The 17328-nt window shown below is 63.6% G+C and carries 17 protein-coding genes and 1 tRNA gene; 12 read left to right on the top strand and 6 right to left on the bottom strand.

The genetic code is table 11. The annotated features are described in order from the left end of the window. Positions 1-53: 53 nt before the first annotated feature. The 3 genes from QM467_RS18050 to QM467_RS18040 all read right to left on the bottom strand — a co-directional run bounded on the left by QM467_RS18050 (position 54) and on the right by QM467_RS18040 (position 3841). On the bottom strand, positions 54-548 hold the full coding sequence (locus QM467_RS18050) for a c-type cytochrome, methanol metabolism-related (protein ID WP_446737800.1): 495 nt from the start codon (positions 546-548) through the stop codon (positions 54-56). 240 nt (positions 549-788) lie between these two features. After that, positions 789-2591 carry a lanthanide-dependent methanol dehydrogenase XoxF5 gene (gene xoxF5 / locus QM467_RS18045; protein ID WP_283367726.1) on the bottom strand — a complete coding sequence of 601 codons (1803 nt, stop codon included), beginning with the start codon at positions 2589-2591 and terminating at the stop codon, positions 789-791. 299 nt (positions 2592-2890) lie between these two features. Beyond that, positions 2891-3841 (bottom strand): quinoprotein relay system zinc metallohydrolase 2, encoded by a 951-nt coding sequence (locus QM467_RS18040; RefSeq protein ID WP_283367725.1) that lies wholly within the window; start codon positions 3839-3841, stop codon positions 2891-2893. A 99-nt stretch (positions 3842-3940) separates the two neighbouring features. Here QM467_RS18040 and QM467_RS18035 point away from each other — a divergent pair, with 99 nt between their 5' ends. From QM467_RS18035 to QM467_RS18005, 7 genes are all read left to right on the top strand, one after another. After that, positions 3941-4177: a hypothetical protein gene (locus QM467_RS18035; RefSeq protein ID WP_283367724.1), complete on the top strand. Its 237-nt coding sequence runs from the start codon at positions 3941-3943 to the stop codon at positions 4175-4177. Positions 4178-4329: 152 nt separating this feature from the next. Next, positions 4330-5457 carry an S-(hydroxymethyl)glutathione dehydrogenase/class III alcohol dehydrogenase gene (locus tag QM467_RS18030; RefSeq protein ID WP_283367723.1) on the top strand — a complete coding sequence of 376 codons (1128 nt, stop codon included), beginning with the start codon at positions 4330-4332 and terminating at the stop codon, positions 5455-5457. A gap of 121 nt (positions 5458-5578) precedes the next feature. Then, positions 5579-7090 carry a glycerol-3-phosphate dehydrogenase gene (glpD, locus tag QM467_RS18025; protein ID WP_283367722.1) on the top strand — a complete coding sequence of 504 codons (1512 nt, stop codon included), beginning with the start codon at positions 5579-5581 and terminating at the stop codon, positions 7088-7090. Positions 7091-7141: 51 nt separating this feature from the next. Further along, positions 7142-8521: a (Fe-S)-binding protein gene (locus QM467_RS18020; RefSeq protein WP_283367721.1), complete on the top strand. Its 1380-nt coding sequence runs from the start codon at positions 7142-7144 to the stop codon at positions 8519-8521. 191 nt (positions 8522-8712) lie between these two features. Next, a complete protein-coding gene (gene trxB / locus QM467_RS18015) occupies positions 8713-9672 on the top strand; it encodes a thioredoxin-disulfide reductase (RefSeq protein ID WP_283367720.1) in 960 nt (319 codons plus the stop codon). Positions 9673-9801: 129 nt separating this feature from the next. Next, positions 9802-10170: a response regulator gene (locus QM467_RS18010; protein WP_283367719.1), complete on the top strand. Its 369-nt coding sequence runs from the start codon at positions 9802-9804 to the stop codon at positions 10168-10170. Between the two features lie 79 nt (positions 10171-10249). Further along, positions 10250-11257, top strand: coding sequence for a zinc-dependent alcohol dehydrogenase family protein (locus tag QM467_RS18005; protein ID WP_283367718.1), 1008 nt, complete (start codon positions 10250-10252; stop codon positions 11255-11257). 144 nt (positions 11258-11401) lie between these two features. On the opposite strand, the gene ctrA is transcribed toward QM467_RS18005, so the two are convergent. After that, the gene (gene ctrA, locus QM467_RS18000) at positions 11402-12103 is read right to left on the bottom strand and encodes a response regulator transcription factor CtrA (RefSeq protein ID WP_283367717.1); all 702 of its coding nucleotides are present in this window, start codon (positions 12101-12103) and stop codon (positions 11402-11404) included. A gap of 518 nt (positions 12104-12621) precedes the next feature. Here ctrA and QM467_RS17995 point away from each other — a divergent pair. Beyond that, positions 12622-13020 (top strand): flagellar export protein FliJ, encoded by a 399-nt coding sequence (locus tag QM467_RS17995; RefSeq protein ID WP_283367716.1) that lies wholly within the window; start codon positions 12622-12624, stop codon positions 13018-13020. Between the two features lie 132 nt (positions 13021-13152). Continuing rightward, entirely contained in the window at positions 13153-14196 is a 1044-nt protein-coding gene (locus tag QM467_RS17990) for a UPF0104 family protein (RefSeq protein WP_283367756.1), read from the top strand. 52 nt (positions 14197-14248) lie between these two features. On the opposite strand, the gene sciP is transcribed toward QM467_RS17990, so the two are convergent. Continuing rightward, a complete protein-coding gene (sciP, locus tag QM467_RS17985) occupies positions 14249-14524 on the bottom strand; it encodes a CtrA inhibitor SciP (protein WP_243066288.1) in 276 nt (91 codons plus the stop codon). 359 nt (positions 14525-14883) lie between these two features. Here sciP and mnmA point away from each other — a divergent pair, with 359 nt between their 5' ends. From mnmA to QM467_RS17970, 3 genes are all read left to right on the top strand, one after another. Then, positions 14884-16089: a tRNA 2-thiouridine(34) synthase MnmA gene (gene mnmA / locus QM467_RS17980; protein WP_283367715.1), complete on the top strand. Its 1206-nt coding sequence runs from the start codon at positions 14884-14886 to the stop codon at positions 16087-16089. Further along, positions 16086-16745 carry a class I SAM-dependent methyltransferase gene (locus tag QM467_RS17975; protein WP_283367714.1) on the top strand — a complete coding sequence of 220 codons (660 nt, stop codon included), beginning with the start codon at positions 16086-16088 and terminating at the stop codon, positions 16743-16745. The genes mnmA and QM467_RS17975 overlap by 4 nt, the downstream gene beginning before the upstream one ends. A gap of 77 nt (positions 16746-16822) precedes the next feature. Next, positions 16823-16899: transfer RNA gene (locus QM467_RS17970), tRNA-Met, on the top strand. 114 nt (positions 16900-17013) lie between these two features. On the opposite strand, the gene QM467_RS17965 is transcribed toward QM467_RS17970, so the two are convergent. Continuing rightward, the coding region (locus QM467_RS17965) for a DUF2019 domain-containing protein (protein ID WP_283367713.1) at positions 17014-17328 on the bottom strand (315 nt) is incomplete at its 5' end.

The raw sequence follows: 17328 nt of genomic DNA, 5'->3' as shown, positions 1-17328 counted from the left end.
CCGCGGAGAAGCTGGCGTTCAATGGGCTCGCGCGCCGCTTCATCGGCGCTGCGTCAACTCGGCGCGCCCATGCAGGAATCTTGCGCCGCCTGCCAGCTCTTGCCCTTGGGATCATGCCCCGGCGGACGGTTGCGACCAATCGCGTCGTCGGAACGGGCTTTGAGATAGACATAAATATCGTCGATGTAGCACATCACGTTTTTGTCTTCGCCGAGCTGCGGCATGACCTTTTCCTGGCCATTCACGAGATTTTTGCGGCCCTGCGCGACGGTGGCGAGGAAGGTGGCGTAATCCATTGTCTTGAGCGAGTCGACGAGGGCGGGCGCATAGCTCGAGCCCATGCCGTCGGGACCATGGCAGCGCAGGCATTCCGCATTGTAACGCTGGAAGCCGGAATAAGTGGTCCAATCCGTCTTGCCGTCCGCGTCGACCCGATAGGTCGGATTGCCTTCGGCGTCATAATATCTGCCATCGTCGTTTTTCGCCGGCTGCTTGGGCTCGCCCTGCGCGGCTCCGGCGACGGCGAGCGCGGCGACAACCGCGAACAGAGAGGCTGCGAACCGCTTTTTGGCCGTCTGGCGGGCGGGTCTTGCTGAAGCGAAATCTTTCACGACGCGGGTTCCAATCGTCATATCATTTGGGCGCAGCTATCCTCACGCCTGCCCGCGTCGGGCGGCTCGAAACGCGAACGCCAGGTCTAACAAAAGCCAGAACTAACCGAACAAGTCTGACCGAATAAGAAGCCGGGCGAGTCTTGCGACTCGCCCGGCTCGGAGTGGGTGTGGCGATCAATCGGGGAGGGCGAAGACCGTCAGCACGCCGCCGAGCGAGGTATAGTCGCTGAGGGCGGCATAGCCGCCGACCGCGCCCAGACCCGCATGCGGATCGGTCAAGCCAGCCGCGAGGCCGATGCCGGCCCAACCGCCGACGCCGGACAGAACGGCCACATACTGCTTGCCAGCGTGCTGATAGGTCATCACGTTGCCGATAATGCCCGACGGGGTCTTGTATTTGTAGAGCAGCTTGCCGGTCTTGGAATCGACCGCCTTCAGGTAGCCCTCGAGAGTGCCATAGAAGACGATGTCGCCGGCGGTGGCGAGAGCGCCGCCCCAAGCCGAGAACTGTTCGGGGTCAGACCAGACGATCTTGCCCTTGGTGGCGTCCCAGGCAATGAAATTGCCCATGTTGGTCTGGCCTTCCGGCGGATACATCGCCAAGGTCGCGCCGACATAGGGCTGGCCCGGGGTGTAGCTCACGCGGAACGGCTCGTAATCCATGCAGACATGGTTGGTCGGCACGTAGAACAGGCCGGTCTTCGGCGAGTAGGCGGCGGGCTGCTGGTCTTTCGAGCCGAGAGCCGCCGGGCAGATGCCCTTGGAGTTCACGTCCTCGCCATTGGCTTCGGTCGAGAACCGCTTGTCGACCATCGGACGTCCGAAGGTCGGGCTGCTGCGGTCCATATCGACCTTGGTCGCCCAGTTGACGGCCGGATCGTATTTTTCCGCCACCAGCAGATCGCCGTTGGTGCGGTCGAGCGTGTAGCCGAAGCCGTTACGGTCGAAATGCACCAGGAGCTTGCGGTCCTTGCCGTCGATCTTCTGTTCGACCAGCGGCATTTCGTTGATGCCGTCATAGTCCCATTCGTCATGCGGGGTCATTTGATAGACCCACTTCGCCATGCCCGTGTCCGGGTTGCGGGCGAAGATGGTCATGGACCACTTGTTGTCGCCGGGACGCTGCTTCGGGTTCCAGGTCGAGGGATTGCCCGAGCCGTAATAGACCAGGTTCAGGTCCGGGTCATAGGAATACCAGCCCCAGGTGCAGCCACCGCCGGTTTTCCACTGATCGCCCTGCCAGGTCTTGATGGAGGAATCCTTGCCGACGGGCTTGCCGAGCACGGTGGTCTTTTCCGGATCGAGCAGGATCTGATCGTCCGTACCGACGGAATAGGCGCGCCAGACACGCTTGCCGCTATTGATGTCATAGGCGGTCACATGGCACTGAACGCCGAATTCGCCGCCCGAGATGCCGACGATGACCTTGTCCTTGACCGGCATGACGGTCGCGGTGTTGGTCTCGCCGCGCTTGGGATCGCCGTTGACCGCCGACCAGACGACCTTGCCGGTCTTGCCATCCAGCGCCACGACTGTGGTGTCGGCCTGATGCAGGAAGACCTTGCCGTCGGCAAAGGCGAGACCGCGGTTGACGGTGTCGCAGCACATCACCGGAATAACGTTCGGATCCTGCTTGGGTTCATACTTCCAGAGGATCTTGCCTTCGTTTTTCAGGTCGAGGGCGTAAACGATATTCGGGAACGGCGTATGCACATACATAACGTCGCCGACGACGATCGGCGCGCCTTCATGGCCGCGCAACACGCCGGTCGAGAAGCTCCAGGCGGGGGCCAGCTTGCCGACATTGGCGGCGGTGATCTGGTTCAACTCGGAATAGCGCGTGTTGGCGTAATTGCCCGTCTGAATGACCCACTGCTTGGGATCCTTCTCGGCCTTCAGGACGGAATCGTTAGCGAACGCCGGCGCACTCAGCGACAGCGCGGTAGCAGAAAGCAGAGATGCGTAAAGCCTCTTCATAGGTGTTCCTCCGAAACGCAACGGCTTCCGTCTTTTTCTTCGGCTGCCGAGGTATTGGCCGCTCTGAGCCAGTTTTTTCTTTGCCCCTCGACAGAAGGCGAACAAATTGCCGAACTGTCGATTTCAGGGGCGCGGTCATTTTTATGACCAAAAAAATGTACAAGCAGCATTCGAGCGTAGCAACGAGGCGACAAGGCTTATGAGTTTTATATTTGGCTTAGAGGCTGTTAGGTACGCACTTAGTTGAATGCATTGGCGGCGGCGGCGGAGGCGGTTTTTATTTCGCAAATGCGAAATGATTATTCCCATTCCAGCTCGTGATAGGCGGCGGTCGCGTTGCGGGTGTTGAAGTCGTCGAATAATTCCCATTTGCCGCGCTCAGACGCGGCCGCCTTGGCGGCGGCCTCGCGGATGGTCTCTCCGGCGCGGAGCGACGCGCGCACATCTTCGCGCAAAACGCGCAGATAGGTTTCGATCGGCGCGGCTGCGTCGGGCCAGGCCATCGAGGCGGGGCCGTGGCCGGGGACGATGCGTGCGGCCGGGAGCGTCTTGAGGCGCTCCAGCGCCGCGATCCAGCCGTTGAGATTGCCGTCGAGCGCCGGGATATGGCCCGAGAAGATCAGGTCGGCGAGCAGCCAGGTTCCGGTTTTCTCGTCCAGTACGGTCAGGTCGCAATTGGTGTGCGCGACGGGCCAGGCCTCCAGCTTCAGCGGGCGGTCGCCAATGTCGATGGTTTGGGCGGAATCGACCAAAAGCGTCGGCGCGATGACGCGCGTGCCGGCAAATGCGTCCGCGCCGACATCCTCGCGCGCGTGGCGAAGATAATCCGCCGCGTGGGTCTGCAGGGCCTCCGGCAGATTGCGGTGGCCTATAAAAACGGCGTTGTCGCCTAAAAATGCGGCAGCGCCGAGAATATGGTCAGGATGGTCATGCGTCAGGACGACGTAACGGATGGGCAGATCGGAATAAGTGCGGATGGTCGCGCGCAAGCGTCGGCCAGCCAAGGCGCTGCCGCCCGTATCGACGACCGCGATCGCCTCTTTTCCGATCAGAAAAATGGAATTACTGATCTGGCCCGCATTTTGTATAGAAGAAAGCGCAGTCTCCCCGACAACGACGTAAACGCCGGGGGCCGTCTGCTCCGCGACAAAAGGCCTCGCGGCCTCGACCGGCGCTTGCGCCGGCTGGGCCAGCGCGACAGCCAAGAAAATCTGCGCGGTGAGAATGCCGGAGAGAAACGCCCGCTTCATCCTTTCCTGCCCCTGGGCGGGAAGGGGCAGAGCAATGGTGGCTTGTTTCCCAATGATCCTGTCGGCCGAGGCGCGCCGCAGGAGACTCTGGAGGATGGCATGACCGTTTTCACCGCTTTGGTTCTTGTCTGTCAGTTGTCGACCCCGCCGCAGTCCTGCGACGAATCGCGGGCCATTGACGTCATTTCGACCCGGGTCGAGAGCGAATTCGCCTGCATGCGCGGCTTTCAGGAGTCGATGGCGCGTGGGGCCCTGCGCGAAGGCCTTGGCGAAACCGTTTATATGAAGACGCAATGTGTGCGGCGCAAAACGACATCGACCGCCGCCAATGAGTAAAGCGCCGCGGCGCGTGCGCCGCAATATCTTTTCTTTGGCTTTTCTGCCGGCGATTCTGAAATTGTCCTTATAATCGCAGGCGGAGATTGCGCGGAAAGCTGCAAGCGACTTAAATGGGCAAGTAATCCCTTCCCATTTAAAGGTTTTTTTCCATGAAGACGCGTGCAGCTGTCGCCTGGAAGGCGGAGGCGCCTCTCACCATTGAAACGGTCGATCTGGCTGGCCCGAAGGCGGGCGAAGTGCTGGTCGAAATCATGGCGACGGGCGTTTGCCACACCGACGCTTACACGCTTTCGGGCCTCGATTCCGAAGGCAAGTTCCCGGCTATCCTCGGTCATGAGGGTGCGGGCATCGTCCGTGAGATCGGCGCCGGCGTCACCTCCGTGAAGGTCGGCGATCACGTCATTCCGCTCTACACGCCGGAATGCCGGCAGTGCAAAAGCTGCCTGTCGCAGCGCACCAATCTTTGCACGGCGATCCGCGCCACTCAGGGCCAGGGCCTGATGCCGGACGGCACCAGCCGCTTCTCCTGCACGCCCGCCGGCGGCGCCAAGGACATCCTGTGGCACTATATGGGCTGTTCGACCTTCTCGAACTTCACCGTTCTGCCCGAGATCGCCGTCGCCAAGGTGCGTGAGGACGCGCCCTTCGACAAGATTTGCTATATCGGCTGTGGCGTCACCACCGGCCTCGGCGCGGTGATCTATACCGGCAAGGTGTGGCCGGGCGCCAATGTCGTGGTTTTCGGCCTCGGCGGCATCGGCCTCAACGTCATTCAGGGCGCGCGTATGGTTGGCGCCGACAAGATCGTCGGCGTGGACCTGAACCCGGCCAAGGTGGAGATGGCGAAGAAATTCGGCATGACCCACTTCATCAATCCGAATGAAGTCGGCCGCGACAAGGTGGTCGAGGCGATCGTCGACGTCACCGGCGGCGGTGCGGATTTCGCCTTCGAATGCGTAGGCAATGTCCACACCATGCGCCAGTCGCTGGAATGCTGCCATCGCGGCTGGGGCACGTCGATCCTGATCGGCGTCGCGCCCTCGGGCCAGGAAATCTCCACCCGTCCGTTCCAGCTGGTCACCGGCCGCAACTGGCGCGGTTCGGCCTTCGGCGGCGCGCGCGGCCGCACCGACGTGCCGAAGATCGTGGACTGGTACATGGATGGCAAGATCAACATCGACGATCTGATCACCCACACCATGCCGCTGGAAAAGATCAACGACGCCTTCGACCTGATGCACAAGGGCGAATCGATCCGCTCCGTCGTGGTCTTCTGATCTCGCGCTTCGCGTCGCGGACAAAACGCCGTCGGCTGGCCCGGCGGCGTTTTGCTGTTCCGGGCGCAAATTGACGCCGGACGCCCGCGGCCCGAAGATCGCGAAAAGCGACTCAAAGAGCGTGAGCGCGGGGACCGGCGTGAACGGCGGACGGACGGAATACGACCTCCTCGTCATTGGCGGCGGGATCAACGGCTGCGGCGTCGCGCGCGACGCGGCGGGGCGCGGCTACAAGGTTGCGCTCGTGGAAATGGACGATCTCGCCAGCGGGACGTCGTCGAAATCCACCAAGCTCATACATGGCGGCTTGCGTTATCTGGAAAGTGGCGATTTCCGCATGGTGCGCGAGGCTTTGGTCGAGCGCGAAACGCTGTGGCGGATCGCGCCGCATCTCATCCAGCCCCTGCGCTTCGTCGTGCCGGTCCTGCCCAGCGCGCGGCCGGCCTGGCTGCTGCGGCTCGGGCTGTTCCTCTATGATCATCTCGGCGCGCGTGAAAAGCTCTCCGGCGCCTCGTCGCTCGATCTGCGCCGCGCGCCGGAAGGCGCGCCGCTGAAGCCGTATCTGAGCAGGGCCTTCGCCTATTCAGATTGCCGCGTAGACGATTCCCGCCTCGTCGTGCTCAACGCCCGCGACGCCGCCGATCGCGGCGCGGATATTTTCACGCGGACCAGATTTTTGCGCGCCGAGCCCGGGATTGGGGGCTGGCGCGGCATCCTTCGCGACGAGGTCACGGAAACCGAATGGGGCGTTTCCGCGCGCCTCATCGTCAACGCCGCCGGTCCCTGGGCCGACGGCATTCTCGCCGGCAAGGCGGAGCGCCCGCGCCTGCGGCTGGTGCGCGGCAGCCATATCGTCGTCCCAAAGCTGTTCGGGCATGACGGCGCCTATCTGTTCCAGACCGGCGACGGGCGCATCGTCTTCGCCATTTCCTATCAGCGCGACTTCACCCTGATCGGCACGACCGACGCGGACTTTTCCGGCGCGCCCGACGAAGTGACCGTCATGAGCGAGGAGATCGCCTATCTCTGTCGGGCGGCGAACGCCTTTTTCGCGCGCGCCGTCGCGCCGGAAGACGTGGTCTGGTCTTTCGCCGGGCTGCGGCCTCTGGTCGATGACGGGACGAAGGCGGCGGCGCGCGCCAGCCGCGATTACGCGCTGGACGAGGGTCAGGCCGACGGCGCACCCTTCATCAGCATTTTGGGCGGCAAGCTCACCGCCTATCGCCGTGTCGCGGAACAGGTCGTGGACCGCGCCGCCGCCTGCCTCGGCGCGCGCGGCGGAGCCTGGACCGCCTCGGCGATCCTCCCGGGCGGCGATCTGCCCGGCGGCGATCTCGACGTTTTCGCAAGCGATCTTCAGGCGCGGTACGCCTTTCTTCGCGCCGCCGAAGCGCGGCGTCTCGCTTGCGCCTATGGAACGCTGTGCCTTGCTTTCCTTGGCTCGGCGCGGCGGCGCGAGGATCTCGGCCGGGACTTTGGCCTCGGACTGAGCGAGGCGGAGGTCGAGCATCTTTTTGCGCGGGAATGGGCGGGGACGTCGGACGACATATTATGGCGCCGCTCGAAGCTCGGCCTGTGGGCGTCGGCCGACGTTCCCAAAGCGCTGGACGCCTGGTTGGCGGCGCAGTCCTGAAAGCCGCGATGGCGGGATTTTTGCTTGCTCGCCTTGACGGCGGGAGCACGCATGAAGACGCATCTGGATTGGTCGGGCTACGACACTTACGGCATTGGCGACGCCTATTCCGGCATTCCCGCCCGCGGTGGCAATTACGCGAAGGCCGTGGCGGTCTGCATGCACAATCGCGCCTGCCAGACCGAAGGGCGCGGCGTGATGTGCCCAAGTTTCCGCATCACCCATGATCCCGCCCATTCCACCGAGGCGCGGGTCGCGGCCTTCAAGGCGGCGCTCAACGGCGACTATGGCGACGATCCCTTCGGCGATTCGCGCCTCGCCGCCGCCATGGACCTCTGCGTGTCCTGCAAGGCCTGCAAGAAGGAATGTCCCAGCGCCGTGGACATGGTGCTGATCAAGACCGAATATCTCGCCCAGCGCAATGACGCGCATGGCGTCTCGTTTCGGACAAGATTGTTCGGCGGACTCCCGGCCTGGCTCGGCCGCTGGCGGCGCCCCGCGCGCTGGCTGGCCCTGACGCGCAACGCCTTGCCGCCTGTCGCCTGGGCTGCGGAAAAGTTTCTGGGGCTGACGTCGCGGAGGCCCCTGCCTCCGCCCGCCGCCAAGCCCTTCGCCGTCAAGCCCTTCGCCGCCAAGGGGCCTTTCGCGGCCAAGGGGCCGCTCGGCTTCGGCGAACGCGGCGACGTCTGGCTGTTCGCGGACACTTTCGCCCAGCATTTCGATCCTGAAATCGCGGAAGCCGCCGTCGCGGTCCTGACCGCGGGCGGCTATCGCGTTCGGATCGCGCAGCCTGCGCCGGACGATCCCGAACCCAATCGCTCCTTGTGCTGCGGGCGCACCTTTCTCTCCATGGGCATGGTGGGCAAGGCGCGCGCCGAGGCGCTCCGCGTGATCGCCGCGCTCAAACCCGCGATCGAGGCCGGCGCGCCGATCGTCGGGCTGGAGCCGTCCTGCCTGCTTTCGATGCGCGATGAATTCTTCAGCCTCGGCCTCGGAGCCGAAATCGGCGCGCTCGGCAAGAACCTCTATCTGTTCGAGGAATTCATCGCGCGCGAGGCGCTGCGCGGGCTGAAGCTGCCGCTGAAGGCGCCGGAGGGCGTCAAGGTCTACGCCCATGGCCATTGCCACCAGAAAGCCTTTGGCCTGATGAAGTCGTTGCGCAAGACGCTGGGCCTCGTGCCGGGGCTTGATTTCGAGCTGATCGAGTCCGGCTGCTGTGGCATGGCGGGTTCGTTTGGATTCGAGGCCGAACATTACGAAGCCTCGCAGAAAATGGCGGAACTCGCCTTGCTGCCGGCGGTCCGCGCGGCCAGGCCGCAGGACGTGATCGTGGCGGATGGGTTCTCCTGCCGCCATCAGATCAAGGACGGTTCCGGCCGCAAACCCGTGCATATGGCGGTGCTGTTGCGGGATTCGCTCGTCCCGGCTTGAGGAAAGCCCAGCTTTGACCTATCTCCTGCGGACCTGAGAAGCGCAGCCGCGCTCCGCCGCCGTATTTAGAGACTCGCAGGTGAGAACCTGCGAGTCTTTGTTAGGCGCGACTGCGCCGCCGAGCCTATGCGAGGGATGCCTTGACCGCGACGTGTCGCGGTCAAGGAGAGCTGGTTTAAAGTGGAGTTTTCATGTCGAACGCCGAAACGTCGCCCATCCACGCCAAAGTCGTCGTCATCGGCTCCGGCCCCGCGGGCTATACCGCCGCCATTTACGCCGCCCGCGCCATGCTCGAGCCGATCCTGATCTCGGGCTTCGACGCCGGCGGGCAATTGATGATCACGACGGACGTCGAGAATTATCCGGGCTTCGCCGATCCCATCCAGGGCCCCTGGCTGATGGAGCAGATGCGGCTTCAGGCCGAGCATGTCGGCGCGCGTCTGGTCAGCGACCACGTCACCCAGGTTGAGCTGGGCCAGCGGCCGTTCAAGATCACCGGCGATTCGGGGCAGGTCTATACGGCAGATTCGCTGATCATCGCGACGGGGGCCAAGGCGCAATGGCTGGGCGAGACGAGCGAGGAAAAGTTCAAGGGCTTTGGCGTCTCGGCCTGCGCCACCTGCGACGGCTTCTTCTTCCGCGGCAAGAAGGTCGCGGTGGTCGGCGGCGGAAATTCGGCGGTCGAGGAGGCGCTTTACCTCTCCCATATCGCGGAGAAGGTCACGCTCATCCACCGCCGCGATTCGCTGCGTTCCGAGCGCATCCTGCAGGAGCGCCTGCTCGCGCGGCCCAATGTCGAGATCCGCTGGGACAGCGCGGTCGATGAGATTCTGGGCAGCGAGGCGCCGCTTTCGGTCGAGGCGCTGCGCATCAAGAATGTGAAGACCGGCGCGACCGAAACGCTTCCGCTCGACGGCGTTTTCATCGCCATCGGCCACAAGCCCGCCACCGAGCTTTTCGCCGGCCAGATCGAATTGAAGAGCAACGGCTATATCAAGACCGCGCCCGACTCGACCGCGACCAATGTCGAAGGCGTTTTCGCGGCGGGCGACGTCGCCGACGATAAATATCGCCAGGCGGTCACGGCGGCAGGCCTCGGCTGTATGGCCGCGCTGGAGGCCGAACGCTGGCTGGCGGCCAAGCACGGCTGATGGAAATCATGCGCGCCGGCCGCCGCGAATCTCGGCCGGCGCGCCCCTATTAGCGGTTTCTTCAGGGCTTCGCCCCACAATCACAGCCTGCGCGCCTGCTCGCGCGGCGGCGGTTTCGGGGGATGTGGAATGAAACGGGGTCTAGTCGTTGACGATTCGGCGGTGATCCGCATGGTCTCCGGCCGCATTCTGGGGCTCTTGCATTTCCAGAGCGTCGAGGCCGACGATGGCGCCAAGGCGCTGCAAATCTGCGAACAGCAGATGCCCGAGGTCATCCTGCTCGACAGCAGCCTGCCTGGGGGCGACTCGCTGGAGCTTTTGCGCGCGATCCGCCGCCTGCCGGGCGGCGACGCGGCGAAAATCATCTTCTGCGCGACGGAAAACGATCCGATGGTGATTGGCCGCGTGTTGCGCGCCGGCGCGGACGACGTGCTGTTCAAGCCGTTCGACCGTCGCGGCATGCAGGAGAAATTCGAGGACGTGGGCTTGGTCGCCTGACGCCCTTCCCCTCCCAAAGGCCTCTTGCCGCCCGGGCACCACCGGGTTGAAATGGCCTCAAAACACAGGGAGGTTTTTGATGGCCAAGGCGATGATCGTGCAACCCGGCGGCGGATTTGACCGGGTGGTCCCGGGCGAGCGCGACGCCAGCCCGCCGGCGGCGGGCGAAATCACCGTGCGCCTGCACGCCAATTCCCTGAATTATCATGATTACGCCGTGGTCAGCGGCATGTGGGGGCCGAGCGAGCCGCGCATTCCCATGGCCGACGGCGCGGGACTGGTGACGGCCGTCGGGGCCGGGGTCACGGAATTCGCGGTCGGCGACGCCGTCGTCAGCGCCTTTTTCCCCGGATGGAGCGACGGCGCGCCGCCTTTCGCAGATTTCGCAACCGTTCCGGGCGACGGACAGGACGGCTACGCCCGTGAAATCGTCACCGCGCCGATCGGCGCCTTCACCCATGCGCCGAAAAATTTTTCCCATGCGGAAGCGGCGACCCTGACCACGGCCGGCTTGACCGCCTGGCGCGCCCTGCATGACGATGGCGGCCTCAAGGCCGGCGAGACGGTTCTTGTGCAAGGCACGGGCGGCGTCTCCATTTTCGCGCTGCAATTCGCCAAGATGGCGGGCGCGACCGTCATCGCCACCTCGTCGAGCGCCGAAAAGCTGGCGAAACTCGAAGCGCTCGGCGCGGATCACCTGATCGACTATCGCAAGAACCCGAACTGGGCGGAAATCGCGCGCGGCCTCACCGGCGGCCGCGGCGTTGACCATGTCATCGATGTCGGCGGCCCCGGTACGCTGGAGCAATCCATGATCGCGGCGCGGCTCGGCGGCCATATCGCGCTCATCGGCATTCTCAGCGGACTCTCCGGCGAGTTCTCGATGATCACGGCTTTGTTGAAGCAATTGCAGCTGAAGGGCGTCCTGGTCGGCAGCCGGCGCCAGCAGGCCGACATGATTCGCGCGATCGACGCCAATGGCATGAAGCCGGTGATCGACCGGAGCTTTCCGCTCGAGGACATCGTCGCCGCCTTCCAATATCAGGAGACCAACAGGCATTTCGGCAAGATCTGCCTGGAGTTCTAGAGGCCCGATCCGATGGAATCGGATTGGGGCTCAAGGCTTTTGCTTTGACGCGTTTTCTTCGCTCGAATACGCTTTGAGCAAAAAGAAACCCCGCCGGACCGGCGGGGTTTTTCGTTGCGGGCGCTGTTGGGCTGGCGGGCCGCCTCAGGCCGTGATGCGCTCGTCGGCGTCGGAGGGTTCGCGCAGCACGTAGCCGCGGCCCCAGACGGTCTCGATGTAATTGCGGCCGTCGCTGGCGTTGGCGAGCTTCTTGCGCAATTTGCAGATGAAGACGTCGATGATCTTCAGTTCCGGCTCGTCCATGCCGCCATAAAGGTGGTTGAGGAACATTTCCTTGGTCAGCGTGGTGCCCTTGCGGAGCGAGAGCAGCTCCAGCATCTGGTATTCCTTGCCGGTCAGATGCACGCGGGCGCCGCCGACCTCGACGGTCTTCTGGTCAAGATTGACCACCAGATCGCCGGTGGCGATGACCGACTGGGCGTGGCCCTTGGAGCGGCGGACGATCGCATGAATGCGGGCAACCAGTTCGTCCTTGTGGAAGGGCTTGGTCAGATAGTCGTCGGCGCCGAAGCCGAGGCCCTTCACCTTGTCTTCGATGCCGGCAAGACCCGAGAGGATCAGGATCGGAGTCTTGACCTTGGCGACGCGTAGGGTGCGCAGAACTTCATAGCCCGACATGTCGGGCAGGTTGAGGTCGAGCAAAATGATGTCGTAATCATAAAGCTTGCCGAGATCGATGCCCTCTTCACCGAGGTCGGTCGTATAAACGTTGAAATTCTCGGACTTGAGCATCAGTTCGATGCTCTGCGCGGTTGCGCTGTCGTCTTCGATCAATAATACGCGCATGTGAAGTCCTCACCCCGCCCCCAAGGATTGCGACGCCGGCCGAAACCGCCGCCGGGCTAGCGGCATGCCATCAGCCCAAGACGAGCGCCCACGCAAATCATTGTGAAAAACGCTTAATACCGAATGGTTAACAAAGAGTGATTCCCTCTGGCAAGGGCATTCGGCGTCGTTTTCCGTCTGGTTGCGTAAACTCCTCGGCCGCAACGAAAAATCAATTGTGGAAAGGCGGTCGGCCAGCCCTCCGGCTGACGCATGCGCGCCCTGCCGCTCCCGTTTCGGCGCCCCGGTCGGCGCGTGGGCGGGAGCTTTGATAAGGAGTGTTAAGCATGGGGGTTAACGAAGCCTTACAGGCATCGTGGCTTTTACCGCATCTCGCAACAAATTTGGCGAAACGGTGGGATTTCGCGCTTTCCGGTAAGGAAACGGCAACCTCCATACGGCAATCTCCGGCTGTCTCGCGGAAATTACGTCACGTGGTTGAAAGAGTCTTTCAGCCAGCGTCCTTGGAGTTTGTAGTGATGAAATCGCGAGATACGCTCGTCCGTCTCAAGCGCTTCCAGGTGGAGGAAAAACGCCGCCGCCTGACGCAGATCGAAATGATGATCGCGGAATTCAATCGCATGGCGGCGGAGCTCGAACGCGAGATCGCCTCCGAGGAGCAGAAGTCCGGGGTCAAGGACACCGCCCATTACGCCTATTCGACCTATGCCCGCGCAGCCCGCACGCGGCGCGAGAACCTGCTGCACTCGGCCGATGAGCTGAAGGGCCAGCTCGAAGAGGCCCGGGTCCTGTTCGACCAGGCCAATGAGGAGCTGACCAAGGCTCAGGTGCTGGAAGGCCGCGAAAAGACCTCCGTGCTGGGCGACATGTCCCGCGACGTCCCGGAATTCGGGAACCTGCGCGGCGCGCGGGCCTGAACGGTACATCCCCTGTCAGGCGCCGGGCCAATCCGGGCTTGCGCTTGACGCCCGCCTGTTGCAAAGGATGCGCAGGCTGGCGCGGCAATTCGTCCGGCGCTGTTCGAGCATTGCAGGGCCCGGATGGATTTCATCAAACGCAATCTCGATTATTTCTGGCCTGCGCTTGGACTTGCCGCCGTCGTGGCGTCCTTCTGGCTGCTGTTCCAGGAATTTCGCGGCCAGTCGCTCGGGCCGCAGCTGATCGCCGCCTTCAAGGCGATCCCACCGTCGCATTATTTCCTGTCCTTCTGCGCGACCATCGTGGCCTATATCGCTTTGGCCTTTTACGACTGGATTGCGCTGCTGCATCTGGGCGTGCGCCATATTTCCTGGCGTTTCATCACGCTTTGCTCTTTCACCACCTACGCCCTGTCGCACAACATCGGCGCCTCCGTGGTCTCTGGCGCCATGGTGCGCTATCGCGGCTACACCTCCAAGGGCCTCAACACGGCGCAGATCGCGGTGCTTGTGGCGCTCTGCTCGCTGACTTTCCTGCTGGGCGAAGTTCTGGTCGGGGGCGTGGCGCTGCTGGTTCGGCCGCAGGCCCTCGCCCAGCTTGACGATATCCTGCCAGCGTTCCTGACGCACGCCTCGACGGCGCGGACGATCGGCTTCGCCTGTCTTGGCCTCATCGCGCTATATGTCGTCGGCTCGCTGCTGCGGCTGCCGTCGCTGACCCTTCGCGGCGCCCGAATCGCCTATCCGAAATGGGATATCGTGTTGCGGCAGCTGGTCGCGGCGCCGGCGGAAATCCTCGGCGCGGCGGGCATCATCTATTTCGCTCTGCCGGAGCAGGGCAATCCCGGCTTTCTCGTCGTGGTCGCGGTGTTCATCTTTTCATTTTCCGCCGCGCTCGCCTCGAATGCGCCCGGCGGACTCGGCGTGTTCGAGCTTGTGTTCCTGAAAAGCATGCCCGGGGCGCCGCATGAAGGCGTGCTGGCGGCGCTGCTGCTGTTTCGCCTGCTCTATCTGCTGATCCCGCTCGTCATCGCGATTTTCGTCGTCCTGGCCTTCGAGCGGCGCCGGCTCGCCGAGGCGATCGTGCACCATCATCACCTCGCCGAGGAAAAGGCCGAAGGCCGGGCCCCGCTGCATGGAAAGCCGGAAGCCAAGCCCCAAGGCAAGCCGCAATAAAAAACGCCGGCTTTCAGGCCGGCGTCCAGGGGCTTTTCAGGGGCGCACCGATTTACATGCGATATTGCTGCAGACGGGTCGTGCGCAGGCCGGCGAGGCCATGCTGGTCGATCGACATCTGCCAGGACAGGAATTCGTCCACAGTCAGCGTATAGCGGCTACAGGCTTCTTCCAGCGAAAGCAGTCCGCCTCGGACGGCGGCCACAACTTCCGCCTTGCGTCGGATCACCCACCGTTTGGTCGAGGGCGGGGGCAGGTCAGCGATGGTCAACGGACTGCCATCGGGACCGATGACATATTTGACCCTCGGACGGTGGGGCTCGGTCATGCTTGATACTCACGTTACGCGGAGAACCCTGACTAGGATTTCAGCCTAACGCGAGGGGCTTAAAAAACGGCTAAGCAAATCACTCGGAAATGAGCGATAAACACTTGTTTGAACGGGGGTTTCTTGCCAAATTCTTAGCGAATTGGCTAAAATGTTCTGGATCGGAACAGGCGGGAATTTCGCGTTAACCATTTTCGACGTCGGAGGGTTTGCGCCAAACGCGTTGAAAAAGGAGGGCGGACGGCTTATTGAAGTAAGAACAGGCGGAGCGCGCCAAAGTGGGGAAGCCCGGCGCGGTTCGCGCGCCGTTACTCCGCCGTCCCGAGGGACGGCACAGCCCACGGGCAAGACCTGCATTCATGGACGCCGCAACGAACCCTCTCAACAGTCTCGACCTGCCGGGCGCCCCGGAGCAATGCCGCGTGGTCGTGGCCATGTCGGGCGGCGTGGATTCCTCGGTGGTCGCGGCCCTGCTGAAGGAGCAGGGCTATGACGTGGTCGGCGTCACCATGCAGCTCTATGACCAGGGAGAGGCCGAGCATCGCCCCGGCTCCTGCTGTGCGGGCCAGGATATTTTCGACGCCCGGCAGGCAGCCGCCCGCCTCGGCATTCCGCATTACGTGCTGGATTACGAGACTCGCTTCCGCGCCAAGGTGATCGACGCCTTCGCGCAATCCTACGCCGAGGGCGAGACGCCGATTCCCTGCGTGACCTGCAACCAGCAGATCAAGTTCACCGATCTGTTCGACATGGCCCGCGATCTCGGCGCCGACGCGCTGGCGACCGGCCATTACATCGCCTCGCGCGCCGACGGGCCAGAGCGCGCGCTCTATCGCGCCAAGGATTCCGACCGCGACCAGAGCTATTTCCTGTTCGCCACCACGCGCGAGCAATTGCAGTTGCTGCGCTTTCCTCTGGGCGAGATGAGCAAGCCCGAGGTGCGCGAACATGCGCGCCGTTTCGGCCTCGCCATCGCCGACAAGCCGGACAGCCAGGACATCTGCTTCGTGCCGACCGGACGTTACAGCGATATTGTCGAGCGTCTGGCGCCGCAGGCCGCCGCGCCGGGCGAGATCGTCCATGTCGACGGCCGCGTGCTTGGCCGCCACTCCGGCGTCATGCATTACACCATCGGGCAAAGGCGCGGCCTCGGCCTGGGTTCGGCCAGCGCGAGCGCGGGCGAGCCGCTTTATGTGGTCAAGATTGACGCCGCGAAGGCGCGCGTCACGGTCGGGCCGCGCTCGGCGCTGGCGACCAAGCAGGTGGCGCTGCGCGACGTCAACTGGATCGGCCCCGGCGCGCTGGACGACATGGCGGCAGCGGGGCTTGAGATCGCCGTGCGGGTGCGCTCGACGCGCCCGCCGGTGCCGGCGGTGCTGGAAAGCCGCAATGGCGAGATCTGCGTCGAATTCGTCGATGACGAAAGCGGCGTCGCGCCAGGCCAGGCCTGCGTGTTTTACGAAAACGCCGAGCCGCGCGCCCGCGTGCTTGGCGGCGGCTTCATCCGCAGCACGCAAGCCGCGACCGTTGCCGTCGAGCCGCTGTCGCGCGCGGCCAGCGCATGACGGAAGCGCGCCGCGAAATCGCGCAGCTGGAGAATGCGCATGTCGAGGAGGCCTATGCCCGCTGGGCGCCGGTCTATGACCTCGCCTTCGCGGCGGTCATGGCGCCGGGCCGGCGCGCCGCCGTCGCCGCGGCGCAGAGGCGGGGCGGCCTGATTCTCGATGTCGGCGTCGGCACCGGGCTGGAACTGCCCATGTTCGACCCTGACGTCTCGGTGGTCGGCGTCGATCTGTCGGAGCCAATGCTGCGCCGGGCCCAGATGCGCGCGGCCAATGAAAGGCTGTTGCAGGTCGCCGGCCTCTGCGTGATGGACGCCACACGGCTGGCCTTTCCCGCCGCTCATTTCGACGCGGTCGTCGCGCCCTATGTGCTGACGGTCGTGCCCGATCCCGCCGCGACGCTGGACGAACTGGCGCGGGTTTTGAAGCCGGGCGGCGAGATCGTCCTCGTCAATCATGTCGGCGCCGAATCAGGGCCGATCGCCTGGGCCGAAAGTTGGCTCGGCAAGAAATCCGCCTCGCTTGGCTGGCGGCCGGAATTTCCCTGGGCGGTTCTCGGCGACTGGATCGCCGCGCGCTCCGATATGCGCCTTGTCGAGCGCCGCAAGATCGCGCCGCTGGGGCTTTTCACGCTCGCTCGCATCGAGCGGATTAATTAGGCGCGCATTCCTTGACAATGGCGGCGGCGGCGGACTATAGACCGCCCACTTGAGGCGCGGCTTTGCCGCGCTTCGGGGGCGGAGTAGCTCAGCCGGCTAGAGCAGAGGAATCATAATCCTTGTGTCGGGGGTTCGAGTCCCTCCTCCGCTACCATTTTAATAAAAACAATAAGTTACACAAAATATTGCCGCCGATCATACGCCCAAGCCGCTACCATGGATCGCGTCCTAAGCGTCGAAATTACCTTGCGCCACTTGCTATGGGCGCTTACCGATTCCACTTTCCTTTGGCGTAACTGTCGAGAAAATTCCCTGCGGCAATCCGCGGGAAAAATGTTGGACCTTTGCTGATTTCACGAAGCACAGGGATCGCCTGCTCGGGGCTGACCTTGAGAAGAAAGGCGGCGGCGAGAACTCGCACCCCTTGGTCGGCATCGGCGAGGAGGGGCATTAAAGCGAGGCGGCCTTGGGTCCCAAAAGCATCGAGTTTCCGGACGATCTCACGTCTACGGTCGACGACTTTTTTTTGCTTCGCGAAATTATCGTCGTCACACGCCGAATAATAGTCAATCGCAGATTGCTT

The sequence above is a fragment of the Rhodoblastus sp. 17X3 genome, from assembly GCF_030056575.1.
Taxonomy (GTDB): domain Bacteria; phylum Pseudomonadota; class Alphaproteobacteria; order Rhizobiales; family Beijerinckiaceae; genus Rhodoblastus.
This window is presented reverse-complemented; position numbering and strand designations above follow the sequence as displayed.

What these genes read in the sequence shown, in the direction of transcription:
- trxB (WP_283367720.1), top strand. Translation starts at nt 8,713, where the DNA reads ATGTCGAACGCCGAAACGTCGCCCATCCACGCCAAAGTCGTCGTCATC.
- QM467_RS17995 (WP_283367716.1), top strand. Translation starts at nt 12,622, where the DNA reads ATGAAATCGCGAGATACGCTCGTCCGTCTCAAGCGCTTCCAGGTGGAG.
- xoxF5 (WP_283367726.1), bottom strand. Translation starts at nt 2,591, where the DNA reads ATGAAGAGGCTTTACGCATCTCTGCTTTCTGCTACCGCGCTGTCGCTG.
- QM467_RS18005 (WP_283367718.1), top strand. Translation starts at nt 10,250, where the DNA reads ATGGCCAAGGCGATGATCGTGCAACCCGGCGGCGGATTTGACCGGGTG.
- sciP (WP_243066288.1), bottom strand. Translation starts at nt 14,524, where the DNA reads ATGACCGAGCCCCACCGTCCGAGGGTCAAATATGTCATCGGTCCCGAT.
- QM467_RS18035 (WP_283367724.1), top strand. Translation starts at nt 3,941, where the DNA reads ATGACCGTTTTCACCGCTTTGGTTCTTGTCTGTCAGTTGTCGACCCCG.
- QM467_RS18010 (WP_283367719.1), top strand. Translation starts at nt 9,802, where the DNA reads ATGAAACGGGGTCTAGTCGTTGACGATTCGGCGGTGATCCGCATGGTC.
- QM467_RS18030 (WP_283367723.1), top strand. Translation starts at nt 4,330, where the DNA reads ATGAAGACGCGTGCAGCTGTCGCCTGGAAGGCGGAGGCGCCTCTCACC.
- QM467_RS17975 (WP_283367714.1), top strand. Translation starts at nt 16,086, where the DNA reads ATGACGGAAGCGCGCCGCGAAATCGCGCAGCTGGAGAATGCGCATGTC.
- ctrA (WP_283367717.1), bottom strand. Translation starts at nt 12,103, where the DNA reads ATGCGCGTATTATTGATCGAAGACGACAGCGCAACCGCGCAGAGCATC.
- mnmA (WP_283367715.1), top strand. Translation starts at nt 14,884, where the DNA reads ATGGACGCCGCAACGAACCCTCTCAACAGTCTCGACCTGCCGGGCGCC.
- QM467_RS18020 (WP_283367721.1), top strand. Translation starts at nt 7,142, where the DNA reads ATGAAGACGCATCTGGATTGGTCGGGCTACGACACTTACGGCATTGGC.
- QM467_RS18040 (WP_283367725.1), bottom strand. Translation starts at nt 3,841, where the DNA reads ATGAAGCGGGCGTTTCTCTCCGGCATTCTCACCGCGCAGATTTTCTTG.